Here is a 17,517-nt window from a genome sequence, read left to right on the forward strand (position 1 = left end):
CGGCTCTTCGGGCCCCCGTCCCGCCTGGGCCACGGCGCCGGTCGGGCCGGTGTGCCCGGTATGGGGGGCTGCCGCCACTGTCTGGCCGGTCTGGCCCGCCGGGGTGGGGCCGGCCCCGCCAGGAGCCGACGACGGGCCCTGGGGCCCAGCGGCGGAGCCGGCGGGGCCCGCCTGGGCGACCGAACCGGTCTGTACCGCGCCGGGCCCGGCCGCGCCGGGCTGGGTGGCTGCCGGGCCTGGCGATGCCGCCTGCCCCGGGGCACCCTGGGCTGGGCTGGGCGGCCCCGAGGGCCCTGAGGCCCCGGACTGGCCGGGCTGCCCCGCGCCCGCGGGCTGGCCACCCGAAGACGGGCCGGCGCCGGACGGGGGCGTCGGTGCGGCGTGGCCGCCTACGGAGCCGGGCCCTGCGCCGGGCCGGGGCGCGGTCGTGCCCGCCCCGTGGTCAGGCGAGAAGCTGGTGGCGTTCCCGCTCGGTGCCCCGGGCTGGCCGGCCGCGGCCATGGGACGGCCGCCCCCGCCTCGGGCCTGGTCGCCGTGATCGCTCGAAGGCGAGCTGGTTACCAGGCGGCGGGAGTCGCCCGCCGGGCGGCCTCCGGGCTGGGCCCCGGCGTCGGCTGCGGGCTCCGCCTTGGGCTCCTCGGGCTGGACGGCCCGGCGCAGGCCCTCGCGGTCAGCCTTGCGGCGGACCCGGTCGGCCTGGGCGTCCTCGATACTCGACGAGTGGCTCTTGACTCCGATGCCGAGCGCGACACAGAGGTCGAGCGTCTCCTTGTTGGAGAGCCCGAGCTCGCGAGCCAACTCGTAGAGCCGGATCCTGGCTGCCAAAGCTGCGGTATTTCCTCCCTGTCACTGTCCCGATGGGGCCTGTGGGCCCTTCCCGAGCGCGGTTCCCGATCCTCATGTCGAACCGGGTTGCCTGTCATCCAGCCGCCGAACGGGACGACCCGAACCCCTCCATCCTCGCACGATCCGCCGCACTCGACTGCAAGGCGGCGATCGCCTCCTGGGAGATGTCGGCCCGCAGGGCCCGGGCAAAGGCCCGGCGGCGGGCCGCAGCGGTCACGCACGCGGGTGAACCGGCGCACAGCCAGGCCCCCCGGCCTGGCAGGTGACGGCCCTCGACGAGCGCCCCGCCTTCCCCGGCGACCACCCTCACCAGCTCGGACGGGCCCGCGACCCGCCGGCACCCGATGCAGGTGCGGCGCGGGGCTATGCCGACTTCTCCCCGTCGCCCGCGCCCTCGGCCTGGGCCACGGCCGGGGCCTGGGCTGGCCCGCCCGTCCCCTCGGCGGCCCCTGGGCGCGCCCCGGACCCGTTGTTGTCCGTCCCCAGCCCCACCGGCCTCCCCGCCGGCCGGGGGCGGTGCCTCCCCGGTTGGGGCGCCGTTCACGTCGGCCCGCCCTGGCCCCGGCTCGGGATCGGGGGCGGTGACGGCCTGGTCGGGCGCACCGGGCGCCTCGCCCTCAGGGGCAGCGGCGGCCCCCGCGGTGGCGCCACCGGCGGGCTCACCGGGCTCGGGGTCGCCCGAGGACCACTGGTCGGCGGTGACCGTCTCGGAGCCGTCGGCCGGCTTCCAGACCATCTCGCCCGAGTCGTCGGTGACCCACTCGCCCTCGGCCCAGTCCTGCTCGGCGTAGCTCGCCTCTTCTTCGGCCAGCTGGCTCTCGCTCTTGATGTCGACCCGCCAGCCCGTGAGGCGGGCCGCCAGCCGGGCGTTCTGGCCCTCCTTGCCGATGGCCAGCGAGAGCTGGTAGTCGGGCACGATCACCTCGGCCGCACCCGTGGACTCGTCGATGCGGACCTCTTTCACCTTGGCCGGCGAGAGGGCCTTCATCACGAACTCGGGCGGGTCTTCGGAGAAGGGCACGATGTCGACCTTCTCGCCCCTCACCTCGTTCATGACCATGCGCACGCGCGCCCCCCGGGCACCCACGCACGCCCCCACCGGGTCGACGTTGGGGTCGTTGGACCACACCGCGATCTTGGTGCGGTGCCCGGGCTCGCGGGCCACCGCCTTGAGCTCGACGACGCCGTCGGAGATCTCGGGGACCTCGAGCTGGAACAGGCGCATGATCAGGCCCGGGTGGGTGCGGCTGACCACGATCTGGGGGCCCTTCGACGTCTTGCGCACCTCGACGATGTAGGCCTTGAGCCGGGTACCGGGGTCGTAGCGCTCGTAGGGCACCTGCTCGGCCTGAGGCAGCAGGGCCTCGACCTTGCCGAGGTCGAGCAGGGTGTAGCGGCTGTCGCCCTGCTGGATGATCCCCGTGACGATGTCGCCCTCGCGCCCGGCGTACTCCTCGTACTTCATCTCCCGCTCGGCCTCGCGGATGCGCTGGAGGATGACCTGCTTGGCCGTCTGGGCGGCGATGCGCCCGAAGTCCGACGGCGTGTCCTCCCACTCGCGGGTGACGTTGCCGTCCTCGTCGAGCTCCTGGGCGTAGACGTGCATCTCGCCGGTGTCGGGGTCGATCGTGACGAACGCCTCCTCGGCGGCCGTCGGCATGCGCTTGTAGGCCGAGACCAGGGCGTTGGCCAGGGCCTCCAGCAGGGCCTCGACCGAGATCCCCTTCTCCCGTTCGATGACCTGGAGCGCCTCCATCAGTTCGAAGTTGGTCGTCATCGTTGGGCGGCCGCCTTTCTCTTGGGCTGGCGCGGCTGGGGCCACACGAAGCGGGTGCGGGCAGAGTCGATGTCGGCGTAGGCGATCGTGCGGCCGGCGATGGTGACCTCGGCGTCACCGGCCGCTTCGAGGACGCCTTCGAAGCGGCGCTCCCCTTCGTGGCCCGGACGTGTCTTGACGCTCACGGTGGCGCCCACCGCGCCCCGGAAGTGCTCGGGGCGGCGCAGCGGGCGCTCGATGCCGGGGCTGGAGACCTCGAGCAGGTAACGCCCGGCGATGGCGTCGGGCTCGGCGTCGAGCACGCCGGACACGACCTCGGTGGCTTCGCTGATGGCGTCGAGGTCGACGCCACCCGGCCGGTCGACGGTGACCCGCAGGACCGTGTTGCCGTCACCGCCGGTGCGGTCCACGTCGTAGAGGGTCAACCCGGCCTGTTCGAGGGCGGGGGCCACGAGAACGCGCACCCGCTCGCTCACGTTGTCGCTGCGCACGGGCCTCCTCTCGTGACGAAATACAAATGCGTGGGCTCTCGCGCCCACGCACTGGTCAGCACCTACTTTCGAACGGTCGAGCGGGAGAGAGTATACCCAGGCCGACCCCCGCAGCGGTGACGCCTATTTCACCGTTCAGAAGTCGGTGACCGAGTGCGGAGGGGGGTCGGTGGCGAACAGGCGGGCGGCCCGCTCCACCGCCCCGGCCGTGTGCTCGACCGCTCGGCCCGCCCGGGCCAGCACGGTCCACGAGGTGGCTCCCAGCCAGGCGGCGGCCAGGTCGGCCGCAGCCACCGACAGGTCAGCCACCGCCGCCGGCGCGGGCCGGCACTCGGCCCCGCTGGGCCCGGCGTCCAACCGCAAGCGCCCCTCCCCGGTCACGTCCAGGACCAGGGCGGCCCCCGGCCCGCCGTAGGCGCGGCTCGCCAGGGCCGCCCCCACGTCGCACAGCCGGGCCCACAACAGGTCGCGCACGGCCGTTACGCCCAGGGCCCGGGGGTCGGCCAGCATGGACCGCAGGGGCTCGTCGGTGGGCAGGCTCCAGGCGTCGAGGCTGACGACGAGGTCGACGCCCAGCAGGTAGCGCCACAGCGCGGCCCGGGCCTCGGAGGTGGTGGCCACCACCTCCTCGACGCTCATCTCGAAGGCGGGCAAGCCCAGGGGCCAGCCCGCCTTGACCCGGTAGAAGGCATACCCGTCGAAGCCCCCGCCACCCTCGTGGGCGGCCACGAACCGGGGCCCAGCCCCGTCCCGCCAGCGCTCGCGGTCGCGTAGCAGCACGTCCCAGTAGGCCGGGCTGCGGCTGACCTCCCCGGGCTGGGACCGCCGGTAGGCGTCGTAGACGGCGGGCACCACAGCCGCGGCATCCTCGGGCCCCAGGAGGGTCATCCGGCCCGACTGGCCCGGGGCCGTGGGGGCGAAGGCCGCCCGCCGGGGGTCGATAGTGGCCGACTGGGCGGTGACCGCCGGGCCGTAGCCGAACCGGGGGTAGATGGCCGCCTCGGAGGCGATCAGGACCGAGGCCACCTCGCCCCGCCCCCGGCAGTCGTCGAGGTGGCGGGCCATGAGGGCCGACAGCAGCCCCCGGCGGCGGTGGGTGGGCAGGACACCGACCTCGGTCAGCCCCGACACGGCCACCGCCGCCCCGCCCGGCATGGTCAGCTCGAAGGCTAGGGCGGCCGCCACCCCCACCGGGGCCGTGCCCTCGAAGGCGACCCACGTGCGGCCCAGGTCGGCCAGGGCGCGGGCGTCCTCCCGCTCCTCGGGGCCGGCGTGGTAGCCCCAGCTGGTTTCCACCGTGGCCACCACGGCATCCAACTCGTCGGCCCCGGGGTTGCGGATCTCGGCGTCCATGGCCTCCCGGTTCTACCAACCAGGCGGCCAGCGCGCGTCCGGGGCCGGCCCGGGGCCGTCGGAGGTGCCGGCCAACGCCTACGTTCTGGCCGTGGCCAGTGGGCACGCAGCCGGGAACCGGGTGGCCGACGGGGTCACCGCCAGGGAGGAGACGGCCGCCGCCATCCGGGGCCTGGGGCTGGTGTGGCGCTCCTCCCCCCTCCTGTCGGCCACGCTGGCCGGGCTCACGCTGGTCCAGGGCGTGGCCCCCGCCCTGGTCGTGGCCCAGACGGGCCGGTTCCTGCGGGCCCTGCCCGAGGCCGTCGAGCTGGGGGCCTCGTCGGCCCCGGGCCAGACCGTGCGCCGCGCCCTGGTGCTCATCGCCCTGGCCGTGTTCGTGACCCAGGTCGTGGGCCCTGTGTCCCAGGCCGTGCTGTTCGGCCTCCAGCGCCGCTTCGAGGCTTACCTGGCCCGCCGCCTGATGGCCGCCACCGTGGCCCTGCCCGGCCTGGCCTGGTTCGAGGACCCGTCGTTCCGCGACCAGCTCCAGGTGGCCGGCTGGATCGGGTTCGGCCCCGTCCACACCCTCCAGGCCATGGTCGGGGTGTTCCAGCAGTTCGCCCTGGTGGCGGCCATGGCCGCGGTGGCGGCCACGTTCGCCCTGTGGGTGCCGGTGGTCGTCCTGGTCGCCTGCCTGCCCGCAGCCGTGGCCAACTGGCGCTTCCAGGCGGTGGTGGGGCTGGCCCGCTGGCGGGGCTCGCCCGACGCCCGCCGGGCCGACTACTACCGCGACCTGGCCGTCGACCGCGAGAGCGGCAAGGAGCTGCGGGTGTTCGGCCTGGGCCGGTGGGCCGTCGGCCGCCAGCGCCGCCACTGGCTGGAGGGGGTGCGGGAGATGTGGGCCTCCCGCCGGCGCACCATGGCCATCCTGGTGGCGCTCAACGTGGCTGCCCTGGCCGCCATGTCCTTCGCCTACGCCACCATGCTCGGGGCGGCCATCGACGGCCGCACCGACGTGGGCACCTTCACGGCCGCGGCCACGGCCACCACCGCTCTGGTGGCGGCCGTCATGGCCACCGCCCAGTCGGTCGGCCAGGCCCGGCGCAACAGCTTCTACCTGCCCTCGGCCGTGCGCATCTTGGACCTGGCCCGCACCGAGCCCCGCCTCGAGGTGCGCCCCGCGGCCCAGCCGGTGGCCGAGCCCCCCGAGCGGGGCATCCGCTTCGAAGGCGTGTCCTTCCGCTACCCGGGGACCGACAGAGTGGTGCTCGACGGGCTCGACCTGTGGGTGCCGGCCGGTTCGTCGCTGGCCCTGGTGGGCGAGAACGGCACGGGCAAGACCACCCTCATCAAGCTCCTGGCCCGCTTCTACGACCCCACCGAGGGGCGCATCACCCTCGACGGCACCGACGTGCGCGACCTCGACCTGGCCGCCCTGCGGGACCGCCTGGCCGTCATCTTCCAGGACTTCGTGCGCTACGAGCTCCCGGTGCGCGACAACATCGGCTTCGGGGCCGCGGGCACGGCGGCCGCCACCGACCCCCACCTGCTGGACGCCGCGGCCCGGGCCGTGGGCGTCGACCGGCTGATCGCCTCGCTGCCCGACGGCTGGGCCACGGTGCTGGCCCGCGACCTGGGGGGCGTGGACCTGTCGGGGGGCGAGTGGCAGCGGGTGGCCCTGGCCCGGGCCGTCATGGCCCGCATCGGGCGGGGGGCCGACCTGCTCGTGCTCGACGAACCCACGGCCAGCCTCGACGTGCGCGTCGAGCACGACCTCTACAACCGCTTCGCGGAGCTCAGCCGGGGGGCCACCACGCTGCTGGTGTCCCACCGGTTCTCCACCGTGCGCATGGCCGAACGCATCGTCCTGCTGGGCGGCGGCCGGGTCGTCGAGGACGGTTCCCACGAGGAGCTGGTGGCCGCCGGCGGCCGCTACGCCACCCTCTACGGGCTGCAGTCCAGCCACTACAACATGACCGGGGCGCTGGAGTGAACGACCGCCCGCCCCCGGCCCGCCGGCCCGTGGGCAAGGTGCTGGGGGTGCTCATCGGCCTGGCCTGGTCGGAGGCCCGGGAGCGGGCGGCCGCCCTGCTCGCAGCGGCCGTCGTCTACGGGTTGCTGACCACGGCCTCGGCCCTGACGCTCAAGCTGGTGGTCGACGCCGTGGCCGACGGCGACGCCGGCCGGGCCTGGCTCACGGGCCTGATCGGGCTGGCCATCATCGTGGTGTCGAGGGTCGTAGCCGACCTGTCGAGCGGCCTGTGGCAGGCCGAGCTGGGCGAGCGGGTCAGCCAGGCCGTGGAGGAGCGGCTCATGGAGGTGGCCGCCGGGGCGGCCGGTCTCGAGCACCTCGAACGGCCCGAGTTCGCCGACAAGGTCAAGCTCGTGCGCGAGCGCAGCTACGTCCCCTACTTCGCCTTCGTCAACCTCAACGGCCTGGCCACGATCGTGTTCGGCCTGGTGGGGGCGGTCGTCCTGCTGGCCACCGTCCACCCCCTGCTGGCCCTCATGCCGGTGGTGGCCGCCCCGGGCGTGGCCCTGCAGTACCGGGCCTACCGCCGCCACTTCACCCGCTACGACCGCACCGCCCCCGACGAGCGGCTGGCCCAGCACTACCTCACGCTGGCCACCGAGCCCCTGGCCGCCAAGGAGGTGCGGCTGTTCAACCTCGGGCCCGAGCTGCTGGCCCGCCACCGGGAGATCACCGAGCGCACGATAAAGCTGCTGTTCCGCGACCAGCTCGTGCGGGCCCGCACCAGCGTGGTGGCCGGCGCCCTCTACGGGGCCGCCCTGTCGGGGGCGGTGGCCTACGCCGGGTGGCTGGCCATGCGGGGCCGGGCCAGCCTGGGCGACGTGGCCCTGACCGTCCAGGTGGCCCGCAGCGCCATCGGCGAGCTGTCGGGCGCCACCCGCCAGGCGGCGTGGTTGGCCGAGCTGTCCTTCACCGGGGAGCGCTACCTGTGGCTGCTCGACTACCGGGCCTCGGTGGTGGCGCCGCCCCCCGAGCGGGCCGTGCCCGCCCCGGCTGTCATCGCCGACGGCATCGTCTTCGACCACGTCGACTTCACCTACCCGGGCACGTCCGAGCCCGTCCTGACCGACGTGTGCCTGCACCTGCCGGCGGGCTCGACGGTGGCCTTGGTGGGTGAGAACGGGGCCGGCAAAACCAGCCTGGTCAAGCTCCTGTGCCGGTTCTACGACCCCACCGGGGGCCGGGTGCTGGTCGACGGCGTCGACCTGCGCGACATCGACCTCGACGGCTGGCGGGCGGCCACCAGCGTGGCCTTCCAGGACTTCGTGCGCTTCCAGTTGGTGGCCCGCGAGGCGGTGGGCGTGGGCGACCTGGTGGCCGTCGACGACCTGGCCCGGGTGAGCTCGTCGTCGGAGCGAGCGGGCGCCGACCGGGTCATCGACCGCCTTCCGGCCGGGTTCGACACCCAGCTCGGGCGCACGTTCGAGGGGGGCGTCGACCTTTCCGAGGGGGAATGGCAGCGGGTCGCCCTGGCCCGGGGGCTGATGCGCCCCGGTCCCGCCCTGCTGGTGCTCGACGAGCCCACCGCCAGCTTGGACCCCCGGGCCGAGCACGAGGTCTTCGAACGCTTCGCGGCCATGTCCTTGGCCACGGACGGGAACGGGGCCGGCGCCCGGCCCGTGACGCTGCTGGTCTCGCACCGGTTCTCGACCGTGCGCATGGCCGACCTGATCGTGGTCGTACACGAGGGACGGGTCACCGAGCAGGGCTCCCACGAGGACCTGCTGGCCGCCGGCGGCCGCTACGCCGAGCTGTTCCGCCTCCAGGCGTCGCGCTACTGAACTGGCCGCCGACGGCTGGTCCCGGCCGGCCGGTCCGGGCCCCGGCGCCCTCGGCTCGTCCCCTCCGCCCACTGGTCGATGGCGGCGACGGCAGCTCGCGACGGCGCTGCGACGTCCGGGGGACGATCCGTCCGCCCGCGCCGGTCAGGTCGAGGCACCCTGCCGACGCCGCTGCACGTCAAGAGGTGGAGGGCGTTGAATGGGGGGCCGCTGCTGGTTAGCTTGGTTGTCTGGCGAGGATCGAGGGAGGCCGGCGATGGCGAGATGGCGAGTAGGCGCCGCAGTGGTCATCCTGCTGGTGACGACGCTCTCCTGGGCAGGGACCGCCGTGGCCGAACCGCTCGAGTGCACCGAAGACCACTTCGGAGAGACGATCCACAGCGATCTGGTAGTGCCCACCGGCGAGGTGTGCAGGATCCAGAACTCAGAGGTGTTCGGCACGATTACGGTTAGCCCCGGCTCCCGGCTGGTCGTGAACCGCTCGACCGTCAACGGGTCGATCCTGGCCACCGACGCCTCGGTCCAGATCCTTCAGGACAACCACGTGACCCACAACGTGGTCACCCGCCGGCCCCAGCCGGTCGACGGGGTGCTCGCGTTCGGCCTGTGCCGCAGCGCGATCGGCGGATCGCTGATCGTCCGCGACACGGTCGGCGTCCAGCAACTCTTCATCGGGACAGACCAGGACTTCTGCCTCGGTAACACCATCGGCGGCACGCTCACGTACGTCAACAACCAGGTGGCCGCCCATCAGCGGATCATGGACAATGTCATCGGTGGGCATCTGTTGTGTCAGGGCAACGCACCCCCGCCCGAGGTCAGCGGCAACACCGTGGGTGGCCACACCATCGGCCAGTGCTGACGAGAGGCCCGGAGTACGGCACACCCCCAGCCCCCTCGGCACAATGGTGCCCTGATGACGGCGCGGTCAGGCCGGCTCGGGTGCAGGTGCTCGGTTACTGAGCCAAAGGGCTCATAGCCTGCCGCCCTGTGCGTCAACTTCGAGGTCCCGCCCACGGTCGGTCGGGTTTGTCGGCGATGTGGCACCGGCAGCCGAGGCGGCGACGGCAGCTGCTGACCAGGCGCCGGAGCAGCAGCCGGGCCCGTCGTTAGCTTGGCCCGTCATCCCGAGACCCCAGCGCCTTGCGGATCAGCTCCACGCGCTGGCCCACGGCGTTGGCGTCTTCGCCTTGGAGGTCGATGAGCTGGCGGCGCGTGAGCTCGGCCTCCTCGGCGGCCCCGGCGTCGGCCGCCGCCAGCCGGGCCTCGGCGCCCTCGGCCACCAGCCGCTCAGCCTCCTCGACCAGGGCGGTGACCATGTCGGCCTCGGGCACGACCCGGACGACCTGGCCCTTCACGAACAGGTGGCCCTTGCCCCGGCCGGCGGCGATACCCAGGTCGGCGCCCCGGGCCTCGCCCGGCCCGTTGACCACGCACCCCATGACGGCCACCTGGATGGGCAGGTTGCGCTCGGCCAGGGCGGCCTGGGCCTCCTGGGCCACCCGGATCACGTCGACCTCGGCCCGCCCGCACGACGGGCAGGCGATCAGGTCGACCGACTTGCGCTCCCGCAGCCCGAGGGCCTCCAGGAGCTGGCGGCCGGCCTTGGCCTCGTCGACCGGGTCGGCGGTCAGCGAGTAGCGGATGGTGTCGCCGATCCCCTCGGCCAGCAGGGTGGCGATGCCGGCCGTGGCCTTGACGATGCCCGCGGGCGGGGGGCCGGCCTCGGTCACCCCCAGGTGCAGCGGGTGGTCGGTGACCTCGGCCAGTTGGCGGTAGGCCTCGATCATCAGGGGGACGTTCGACGCCTTGACCGAGATCTTCACGTCCTCGAACCCGACCTCGGCCAGGTAACCCAGCTCCCGCTGGGCGGACTCGACCAGCGCCTCGGGCGTGGCCTCCCCGTAGCGGTCGTAGAGGTCGGGGTCGAGCGACCCGGCGTTCACCCCGATGCGGATGGGGACCCCGCGGGCCTTGGCCTCCTCGGCCACCAGCTTCACCTGGTCGGCCTTGCGGATGTTGCCCGGGTTGAGGCGCAGGCAGTGCACCCCCGCCTCCAGGGCGGCCAGGGCCAGGCGGTACTGGTAGTGGATGTCGGCCACGATCGGCACCGGGCACCGGGGCAGCATGATGGCCAGCGCGGCGGCCGCCTCGGCGTCGTTGCACGTCACCCTCACGATGTCGGCCCCGGCGGCCGCCAGCGCGTAGATCTGGGCCAGGGTGCCGTCGACGTCGGCCGTCTTGGTCGTGGTCATCGACTGGACGGTGACGGGCGCGCCCCCGCCCACGGGCACGGTCCCGACCATTATCTGGCGGGTGGGGCGCCGCCCGTAACGGGACGGGCCGGGTGCGGGCTGGGGCACTACTGGAACGGGTTCGTTATGGGGTTGACGATGTCGAGCCACAACGAGGTGAGCCCCAGGGTCACCAGCAGCACCACCACCGCGGCCGTCAGCGGCAGCATCTTCTGCACGTCGGCGTAGTGGCGCCTGCCCTTGCGGGAGCGCACCCGCTCGTAGGTGGCGATGGCGATGTGCCCACCGTCGAGGGGCAGCAGGGGCACCATGTTGAAGATGGCCACGAAGATGTTGATCATCACCAAGATGGCCAGGAACTCGAACAGCCCGCTCTTGGCCGCCTGGTCGGCGATGCGCACGACCCCCACCACCGACACGGGCCGGGCATCCTCGTTGGCCGACGACCCCCCGCCGATGAGCTGGTTGCCGTAGTCGCCGAGCGAGCTGGGCGAGAAGAACATGCCCAGGGCCTGGACCGAACCAGTGGTCAGCCGCCCGAGGTCGGCCACCGACTTGCCCGCGGCCGCCACCGGGCCCACTTTCTCGATAGCCACCTGGGAGCCGACGCCCAGAAAGCCCACGTCTTCCCCGGCCGGGTTGGTCGACGCCGGGGTGGCCGTGAGGGTGAGCTGGCGCCCGTCCCGCTCGACCACGAACGTCAGGGGCCGGCCCGGGTTGGCCCGGATCAGCGGGGGCAGTTCCGACCACTGGCCGAGCACCCGCCCGTCCACCGAGACGATGCGGTCGCCCACCTCGAAACCGGCCTCCTGGGCCGGGCTGGGCCCGCTGGCCAGCCGGCTGATCGACCCCACTGCCAGGGTGGGCTGGTCGCCCCGGGGCACGCCCACCACCGTCCACATCAGCATCAGGATCAGGAAGGCGATGACAAAGTGGGTGACGATGCCGGCGATGGCCACCGTCAGGCGGCGGGGGTAGGACTGCTGGCGGTAGGTCCTGGGCTCGTCGGCCGGGTCGATGCCCTTCTCCAGGTTGGACATCCCGATGATCTTCACGTAGCCGCCCGCGGGGATGGCCTTGACGCCGTACTCGGTCTCGCCCCGGCGGAACGACCACAGCCGGGGCCCGAAGCCGAAGAAGAACTCGGTGACCTTCATGCCCGACCGCTTGGCCGTGAAGTAGTGGCCGGCCTCGTGCAGCATGATCGAGCCGATCAGGGCCAGGACGAAGGCCATGGCCGGGAACGCGCCCTTGACGATCGAGAGCACCACGAGGGCGGCCATGCCCACGAACAGGGCCACCGCCCGCAGGGGCGACGACGCGTTCGGGTCGGCCGCGGGGTCAGAGGCCTCGACGGGAGGGCGCTCGCTGGTCTGGCTCATTGGCTGTGGGTTCTCCGTTCTACCGCTTGGCGCGCCTGCAGACGGGCCAGCCGGTCGGCCTCCATGACAACGTCGACCCCGGTCGGGTCTGTTCCATCGTGGCCTGCCAGCGTGTCGTATATGACATCGGCAATGGCGGCCCACGGTATGAGCCCTTCGAGGAAGGCGGCCACCGCCACCTCGTTGGCCGCGTTGAGCCAGGCCGGGGCCGTCCCCCCGGTGCGCCCCGCCTCGTAAGCCAGGTCGAGGCACGGGAAGGCGGCGCGGTCGGGCGGCTCGAAGGTCAGCTCCCGGGCCTTCGACCAGTCGAGGGCGCCGAAGGCCACCGCGCTGCGGTCGGGATAAGCCAGGGCGTAGGCGATGGGCAGGCGCATGTCGGGCTCGGAAAGCTGGGCGATGGTGGCCCCGTCGCTGAGCTCGACCATGGAGTGGACCACCGACTGGGGGTGCACGACCACGTCGATCGAGCCGAAATCGACGTCGAACAGCTCGTGGGCCTCGATGACCTCCAGGCCCTTGTTCATCAGGGTCGAGGAGTCGACGGTGATCTTGGGGCCCATGGCCCACGTGGGGTGGGCCAAGGCCTGCTCGACGGTGACGGACTCCAGGTCGCGGCGGCTGCGGCCCCGGAACGGCCCTCCGCTGGCCGTGAGCACGATGCGCCTGAGGGCGCGCCCGGCGCCCGCCCCGCCCGCGGCCCGCAGGCACTGATGAACGGCACAGTGCTCGGAGTCGACAGGCACGATCTCGGCCCCCGGGGTGACGCGGGCCCGGCGCACGACCGGGCCGGCGGCGATCAGCGACTCCTTGTTGGCCAGGGCCAGCCGGCGGCCCGCCCCCAGGGCGGCCAGGGTCACCTCCAGGCCGGCGAACCCGACCACGCCGTTGACGACCACGTCGGCCCCGGTGGATATCTCGGCCAGGGCGCCCGGGCCGGCCAGCACCTCGGTACCCGGGGGCACGGCCGCCTCCAGGTCGGCCGCTCGCGACGGGTCGGCGATGGCCACCCGTTCGGGCCGTAGCTCCTTGGCCTGCAGGGCCAGTAACTCGACCGACCGGTTCGCGCCCAGGGCCACCACCCGGTAGCGCCCGGGCTCGGCCCGGACCACGTCGACCGCCTGGGTGCCGATCGAGCCGGTGGAGCCCACCAGGCTGACGGTCTTCACGAGCTCAGAAGACGAGGCGGACGAGGTAGTAGGTGGCCGGCATCACGAACAGCATGGCGTCGATGCGGTCGAGCACCCCGCCGTGGCCGGGCAGGACGTTGCCCATGTCCTTCACGTCGAGGTCGCGCTTGATCATCGACTCGCACAGGTCGCCCAGGGGGGCGGCGAAGCAGACCATGATGGCCAGCCAGAAGGCCTTGCCCCCGTCCCACGGGTCGATGGCCCGCACGATCACCAGGCACACCAAGATGGTGGCCAGGCTGGCCCCCACCAGCCCCTCGACGGTCTTGCCCGGGCTGATGGCCGGGGCCAGGGGGGTGCGGCCCATCGACCGGCCCGCGAAGTAGGCGCCCACGTCGTAGGCCACGGTGGCCAAGATGGCGCCCACCAGGATGCGGATGCCGGTGCTGCCCCCCTTGAGGATGAGCGCCGCGAACGACCCCAGGAAGGCCACGTAGACGAACGTCATGATCGTCACGGCCACGTTCATCGACGGCCGGGCCTTGACCACCCCGGCCAGGTACCACAGCAGGGTGAACACCACGAACAGCCCGAGCACCAGCGGGTAGGCGTCGATGCCCTTCCAGTAGACGGCGCCCACCAGCGCGGGTGCCCCCACCAGGCCCAAGAGGGTGGCCGGGTGGTACCCACGGGCCCGCAGGCCCTTGTACATCTCGGCCGACGCCATCGTCAGGGCCACGGCCACCAGCAGGACGAGGGCCGCGGGCCCGATGGCCGCGGCCACCAGGACGACGGCCCCGGCGATGGCCCCCGTGACCACCCGGGTGGTCGTGTCCCGAGGGTCGGCGGGACGGCGGCCGCCACTGCCCCCCGGGCCCCGGGACGAGCCGCCAGGTCCGCCAGGGCCCCCGGAGGCCGTCGAGATGCGGGCCCGCCCAGGAGCGGCGGCCCGCCCCGCGGCCGGCCCCGGCCCGTAGCCCGGGGGCGGCGGAGGGGCGTCGTCGTCACCGTCGAGGTCGTCGAACGAGAACGGCGCGGAGTCGTCCACCTGCGACCGCAGGGCCCCGACGCGGTGGCCCTCGTCGGCCAGGATGCCCTCGTTGAAATCGGCGTCCTCCCAGTCGGCCTCCTGGTCCCGCCACCGGGGCCGGGCGCCCAGCGAGCCCCAGGCCGACAGGTCCTCTTCTGGAGCCAGGTCGTCGTCGCCGATCAGGATGCGGGGCACCTCGCCCGAGGGGGGCTCGGTCCAGTGCTGCATCGAACTGCTCTCGAAGTCCCCGTCCTGCGCGCCGGTTTCGCCGTAGGCCCCGTAGGCCGGTTCCCCGCCGTAACCGGGCTCCGCCCCGTAGGCCGGGTCGTTGTAGGCGGGGTCGTTGTAGGCGGGGTCGTTGTAGGCGGGGTCGTTGTAAGCGGGGGCCCCGTAGGCCGGGCCGCCGAACCCCGGGTCGTCATAAGCCGGGTCGTCGAAGGCGGGGTCGTTGTAGGCGGGGTCGTTGTACCCACCCCCCGGGGGGGGTGGAGGAGGTGGGGGTGGCCCCTGGGCGGTGGCGCCCGCCGCGCCCGGTGCGGTGAAGATGTCTCCGTCTCCGTCGTCGTCGTCGTAGCCGCCCTCGCCGAGAACGCCGGCCCGGTAGCGGCTGCGGGTCTCCGACGAGCGAGCCAGGGCCTCGTCCCAGCGGCGGGCGGCCTCGGCCGCCGGTGATTCGCGCGGTGGTTCACGCGGTGGGAAGGGGTCACCGGCCACCGGCGGCTTGGGCACGGCGCTCGGGTCGTCCCCGGGGAACCGGATCGACGGCCGGGGGCCGGCAGGCTGGGGTGGGACGTCGCCGAAACGCAGCTCGTCCTCGGGCTTCTTGGCGGTCACTTGTCCTGACTCTATGGCAGCCGCGGCCTCGTCGGCACCGATGATGCGCACGCCCTCGGCCGGCGAGCGCGGTCCCCGCCGGGCCGAGACCCCGCTCCAGGGGTCGTCCTCCAGCTGTCCCCCGGTGTCGCCCATCTCGCCGCCGAGCTGGTCCGGGGTGTAGCCAGGGTGGCTCTCGCCGATCTCCTCGCCGATGTCGTCGCCGATCTCCTCGCCGATGTCGTCGCCGATGTCGTCGGGGCCCGGCCAGGGACTGGGCGAGCGCATGCCCGGGCCCCGGGGGTGCTCGTCGTACTGGTCGTCGTCCATGGCGGCTCCCTGCTCTCCGATGGCTTCGTCCGCCCGGTTGGGGTGCCAGGCGGCCGGGTCACACCTCCAGCAGCTCCTGCTCTTTCCGGGCCAGCATCTTGTCGATCTCGGCCACGTACTCGTGGGTGAGCTTCTCCAGCTCCTTCTCGGCCCGGTCGAGGTCGTCGGCGGAGATCTCCCCCTCCCGCTCGGCGCCCTCCAGTTCCTTGCGCACCTCCCGGCGGACGTTGCGGGCCGCCACCCGGCCCTCCTCGGCCTTGTGACGCACGACCTTCACCAGCTCCTTGCGGCGCTCCGAGGTCAGCTGCGGGAAGACGAGCCGGATGACCTGGCCGTCGTTGGACGGGTTGATCGACAGGTCGGAGTTCATGATCGAACGCTCGATGGCCTTCATCGACCCCTTGTCGTAGGGGGCGATCACCAGGACCCGGGCCTCGGGCACGCTGAAGCCCGCAAGCTGTTGCAGAGGGACCTCGGCCCCGTAGTAGTCGACCTTGAGCTTCTCGACCAATGCCGGCGAGGCCCGGCCCGTGCGCACCGTCGAGAACTCCGACTGGGTGTGGGCGACCGCCTTGCCCATCCGCTCGGCCGCCTCGAGGAGGAGTTCCTCGATCATGACACCAGCGTACCGATCGGCTCGCCTTCGAGGGCGCGGCGGATGTTCCCGGCTTCCATCAGGTTGAAGACCACGATGGGCAGCTTGTTGTCCATGCAAAAGGTGATGGCCGTCGAGTCCATGACCTTGAGGCCCCGGTTGAGCACGTCGATGTAGGCCAGGTGGGTCAGCTTGGTGGCGTCTGGGTTGAGCAGCGGGTCGTCGGTGTAGACCCCGTCCACCCCCGAGTGCGTGCCCTTCAGGACCGCCTCGGCCCCGATCTCGGCGGCCCGCAGGGCGGCCGTGGTGTCGGTCGTGAAGTAGGGGTTGCCGGTGCCCCCGGCCAAGATCACGACCCGGCCCTTCTCCAGGTGGCGCTGCGCCCGGCGGCGGATGTAGGGCTCGGCCACCTCGGCCATGTGGATGGCGGTGAGCACCCGGGTGGGCTCGCCCAGCTTCTCCAGCGCGTCCTGCAGGGCCAGGGCGTTGATGACCGTGGCCAGCATGCCCATGGTGTCGGCTTGGGCGCGGTCCATGCCCGCGCCGGCGCCCGCCATGCCCCGCCAGATGTTCCCGCCCCCGACCACCACCGCCACCTCCGTTCCGAGGTCGCGGCGCACCTCGCACACCTCGCCGGCGATGCGGGAGACGACCATGCCGTCGATGCCGTAGCCGATGCGGGCGTCGGCGAACGCCTCACCGGAGACCTTGAGGACGACCCGTTTCCATCCGGGCCGGGAGGCGGTGCCGTCGCCTGCCGTCACCCGTCCCTACCGGCCGATCTCGATCTGGGCGAAGCGGTTGACGGTGGCGCTCCCGAGCATGCCGGCGATCGTCTGCTTGGTGTCCTTGACGAACGCCTGCTCGAGCAGGACGTTGTCCTTGAAGAAGCCGTTGAGGCGGCCCTCGACGATCTTGGGGACGGCCTGCTCGGGTTTGCCCTCGTTGCGGGTGAGGTTCTCGAGCACGGCCCGCTCGTTGGCCACGATGTCGGCGGGCACGTCGTCGCGGCTCAGGTAGGTGGGCCGCATGGAGGCCACGTGCAGGGCGATGTCGTGGGCCAGCGCCCGGTCTCCCCCTGACACCTCGACGAGCACGGCGTTGACGCCCCGGTCGTTCTGAGAGTGAAGGTAGGTGTCGAGGACCGCCCCCTCGGCCGCCTCGAAGCGCACGACCCGGCCCAGGTCGATGTTCTCCTTGAGGGTGATGCGCAGGCCGTCGAGGCGCTCTTTGAACTCGTCGGTCGCCCCCTCGCCCCGCTCGGCCACGGCGTTGGCCATCTCCTCGACCAGGGCCGCGAACTCGGGCGACTTGGCCACGAAGTCGGTCTCGCAGTTGAGCTCGACGGCGGCCGCGGCCGCCCCCGTGTTGGCCGTGGCCACCGCGCCCTGGGTGTTGGCCCGGTCGGCCCGCTTACCCGTCTGGGCCAGGCCCTGCTCCCGCAGCAGGTTCACGGCCTTGTCGAAGTCGCCGCCCGTTGCTTCGAGGGCCTTCTTGCAGTCGAGCATGCCCGCACCGGTGACCTGGCGGAGCCGCTGCACGTCTTTGGCGGTGAAGTCGGCCATCTCAGGCCTCCACCGGGCCCGGGCCCGAAGCCGGGAGCTGCTCGCCGTCGGCCTCGCCGGGCTCCTCCCCCGGCGGTCCCCCGCTCGGACCGCCTCCCGCTGACCTGTCCTCTGCCTCGCTCGGAGCCGAGGTTGCGTCGGTGTCGGGGGCGGCCGGGGCC

14 protein-coding genes are annotated in these 17,517 nt (G+C 73.1%); 3 read left to right on the plus strand and 11 right to left on the minus strand.

Going from position 1 to position 17,517, the window contains the following annotated elements; all coding sequences use genetic code 11:
* The 4 genes from AB1673_15825 to AB1673_15840 form a co-directional block, all read right to left on the minus strand.
* The coding region (locus tag AB1673_15825; protein ID MEW6155432.1) for a translation initiation factor IF-2 N-terminal domain-containing protein at nt 1-825 on the minus strand (825 nt) is incomplete at its 3' end.
* 94 nt (nt 826-919) lie between these two features.
* Nucleotides 920-2,623, minus strand: coding sequence for a transcription termination factor NusA (nusA, locus tag AB1673_15830; GenBank protein ID MEW6155433.1), 1,704 nt, complete (start codon nt 2,621-2,623; stop codon nt 920-922).
* Complete coding sequence (gene rimP / locus AB1673_15835; protein MEW6155434.1) at nt 2,620-3,114, minus strand: ribosome maturation factor RimP; 495 nt, start codon at nt 3,112-3,114, stop codon at nt 2,620-2,622. Before rimP ends, nusA begins: the two co-directional genes overlap by 4 nt.
* A gap of 135 nt (nt 3,115-3,249) precedes the next feature.
* Complete coding sequence (locus AB1673_15840) at nt 3,250-4,467, minus strand: GNAT family N-acetyltransferase (GenBank protein MEW6155435.1); 1,218 nt, start codon at nt 4,465-4,467, stop codon at nt 3,250-3,252.
* On the opposite strand from AB1673_15840, the gene AB1673_15845 reads away from it, so the two are divergent.
* The 3 genes from AB1673_15845 (at nt 4,466) to AB1673_15855 (ending at nt 9,121) form a co-directional block, all read left to right on the plus strand.
* Complete coding sequence (locus AB1673_15845) at nt 4,466-6,439, plus strand: ABC transporter ATP-binding protein (GenBank protein MEW6155436.1); 1,974 nt, start codon at nt 4,466-4,468, stop codon at nt 6,437-6,439. The genes AB1673_15840 and AB1673_15845 overlap by 2 nt on opposite strands.
* Nucleotides 6,436-8,259 carry an ABC transporter ATP-binding protein gene (locus tag AB1673_15850; GenBank protein ID MEW6155437.1) on the plus strand — a complete coding sequence of 608 codons (1,824 nt, stop codon included), beginning with the start codon at nt 6,436-6,438 and terminating at the stop codon, nt 8,257-8,259. Before AB1673_15845 ends, AB1673_15850 begins: the two co-directional genes overlap by 4 nt.
* Before the next feature lie 283 nt (nt 8,260-8,542).
* Nucleotides 8,543-9,121, plus strand: a complete 579-nt coding sequence (locus AB1673_15855; protein ID MEW6155438.1) for a hypothetical protein — start codon at nt 8,543-8,545, stop codon at nt 9,119-9,121.
* A 247-nt stretch (nt 9,122-9,368) separates the two neighbouring features.
* Here the strand turns inward: AB1673_15855 and ispG are convergent, their stop codons facing one another.
* Genes ispG through tsf form a run of 7 tightly spaced genes read right to left on the minus strand, consistent with a single transcriptional unit; the run spans nt 9,369 to nt 17,356 of the window.
* Nucleotides 9,369-10,622, minus strand: coding sequence for a flavodoxin-dependent (E)-4-hydroxy-3-methylbut-2-enyl-diphosphate synthase (gene ispG, locus AB1673_15860; protein MEW6155439.1), 1,254 nt, complete (start codon nt 10,620-10,622; stop codon nt 9,369-9,371).
* Nucleotides 10,622-11,896, minus strand: coding sequence for a M50 family metallopeptidase (locus tag AB1673_15865; protein MEW6155440.1), 1,275 nt, complete (start codon nt 11,894-11,896; stop codon nt 10,622-10,624). Before AB1673_15865 ends, ispG begins: the two co-directional genes overlap by 1 nt.
* Nucleotides 11,893-13,062 carry a 1-deoxy-D-xylulose-5-phosphate reductoisomerase gene (gene dxr, locus AB1673_15870; protein ID MEW6155441.1) on the minus strand — a complete coding sequence of 390 codons (1,170 nt, stop codon included), beginning with the start codon at nt 13,060-13,062 and terminating at the stop codon, nt 11,893-11,895. The genes AB1673_15865 and dxr overlap by 4 nt, the downstream gene beginning before the upstream one ends.
* 4 nt (nt 13,063-13,066) lie before the next feature.
* On the minus strand, nt 13,067-15,196 hold the full coding sequence (locus AB1673_15875) for a phosphatidate cytidylyltransferase (GenBank protein ID MEW6155442.1): 2,130 nt from the start codon (nt 15,194-15,196) through the stop codon (nt 13,067-13,069).
* 58 nt (nt 15,197-15,254) lie between these two features.
* On the minus strand, nt 15,255-15,812 hold the full coding sequence (frr, locus tag AB1673_15880; GenBank protein MEW6155443.1) for a ribosome recycling factor: 558 nt from the start codon (nt 15,810-15,812) through the stop codon (nt 15,255-15,257).
* Complete coding sequence (gene pyrH / locus AB1673_15885; protein ID MEW6155444.1) at nt 15,809-16,555, minus strand: UMP kinase; 747 nt, start codon at nt 16,553-16,555, stop codon at nt 15,809-15,811. Before pyrH ends, frr begins: the two co-directional genes overlap by 4 nt.
* A gap of 6 nt (nt 16,556-16,561) precedes the next feature.
* Nucleotides 16,562-17,356, minus strand: a complete 795-nt coding sequence (gene tsf / locus AB1673_15890) for a translation elongation factor Ts (GenBank protein MEW6155445.1) — start codon at nt 17,354-17,356, stop codon at nt 16,562-16,564.
* Between the last annotated feature and the right edge of the window lie 161 nt (nt 17,357-17,517).

The organism is Actinomycetota bacterium (genome assembly GCA_040754375.1).
Lineage (GTDB): Bacteria > Actinomycetota > Acidimicrobiia > Acidimicrobiales > AC-14 > JBFMCT01.

Coding starts and splice junctions, on each gene's coding strand:
- nusA (MEW6155433.1), bottom strand. CDS start 2,623: ATGACGACCAACTTCGAACTGATGGAGGCGCTCCAGGTCATCGAACGG.
- AB1673_15845 (MEW6155436.1), top strand. CDS start 4,466: ATGGCCTCCCGGTTCTACCAACCAGGCGGCCAGCGCGCGTCCGGGGCC.
- AB1673_15840 (MEW6155435.1), bottom strand. CDS start 4,467: ATGGACGCCGAGATCCGCAACCCCGGGGCCGACGAGTTGGATGCCGTG.
- AB1673_15865 (MEW6155440.1), bottom strand. CDS start 11,896: ATGAGCCAGACCAGCGAGCGCCCTCCCGTCGAGGCCTCTGACCCCGCG.
- AB1673_15875 (MEW6155442.1), bottom strand. CDS start 15,196: ATGGACGACGACCAGTACGACGAGCACCCCCGGGGCCCGGGCATGCGC.
- frr (MEW6155443.1), bottom strand. CDS start 15,812: ATGATCGAGGAACTCCTCCTCGAGGCGGCCGAGCGGATGGGCAAGGCG.
- tsf (MEW6155445.1), bottom strand. CDS start 17,356: ATGGCCGACTTCACCGCCAAAGACGTGCAGCGGCTCCGCCAGGTCACC.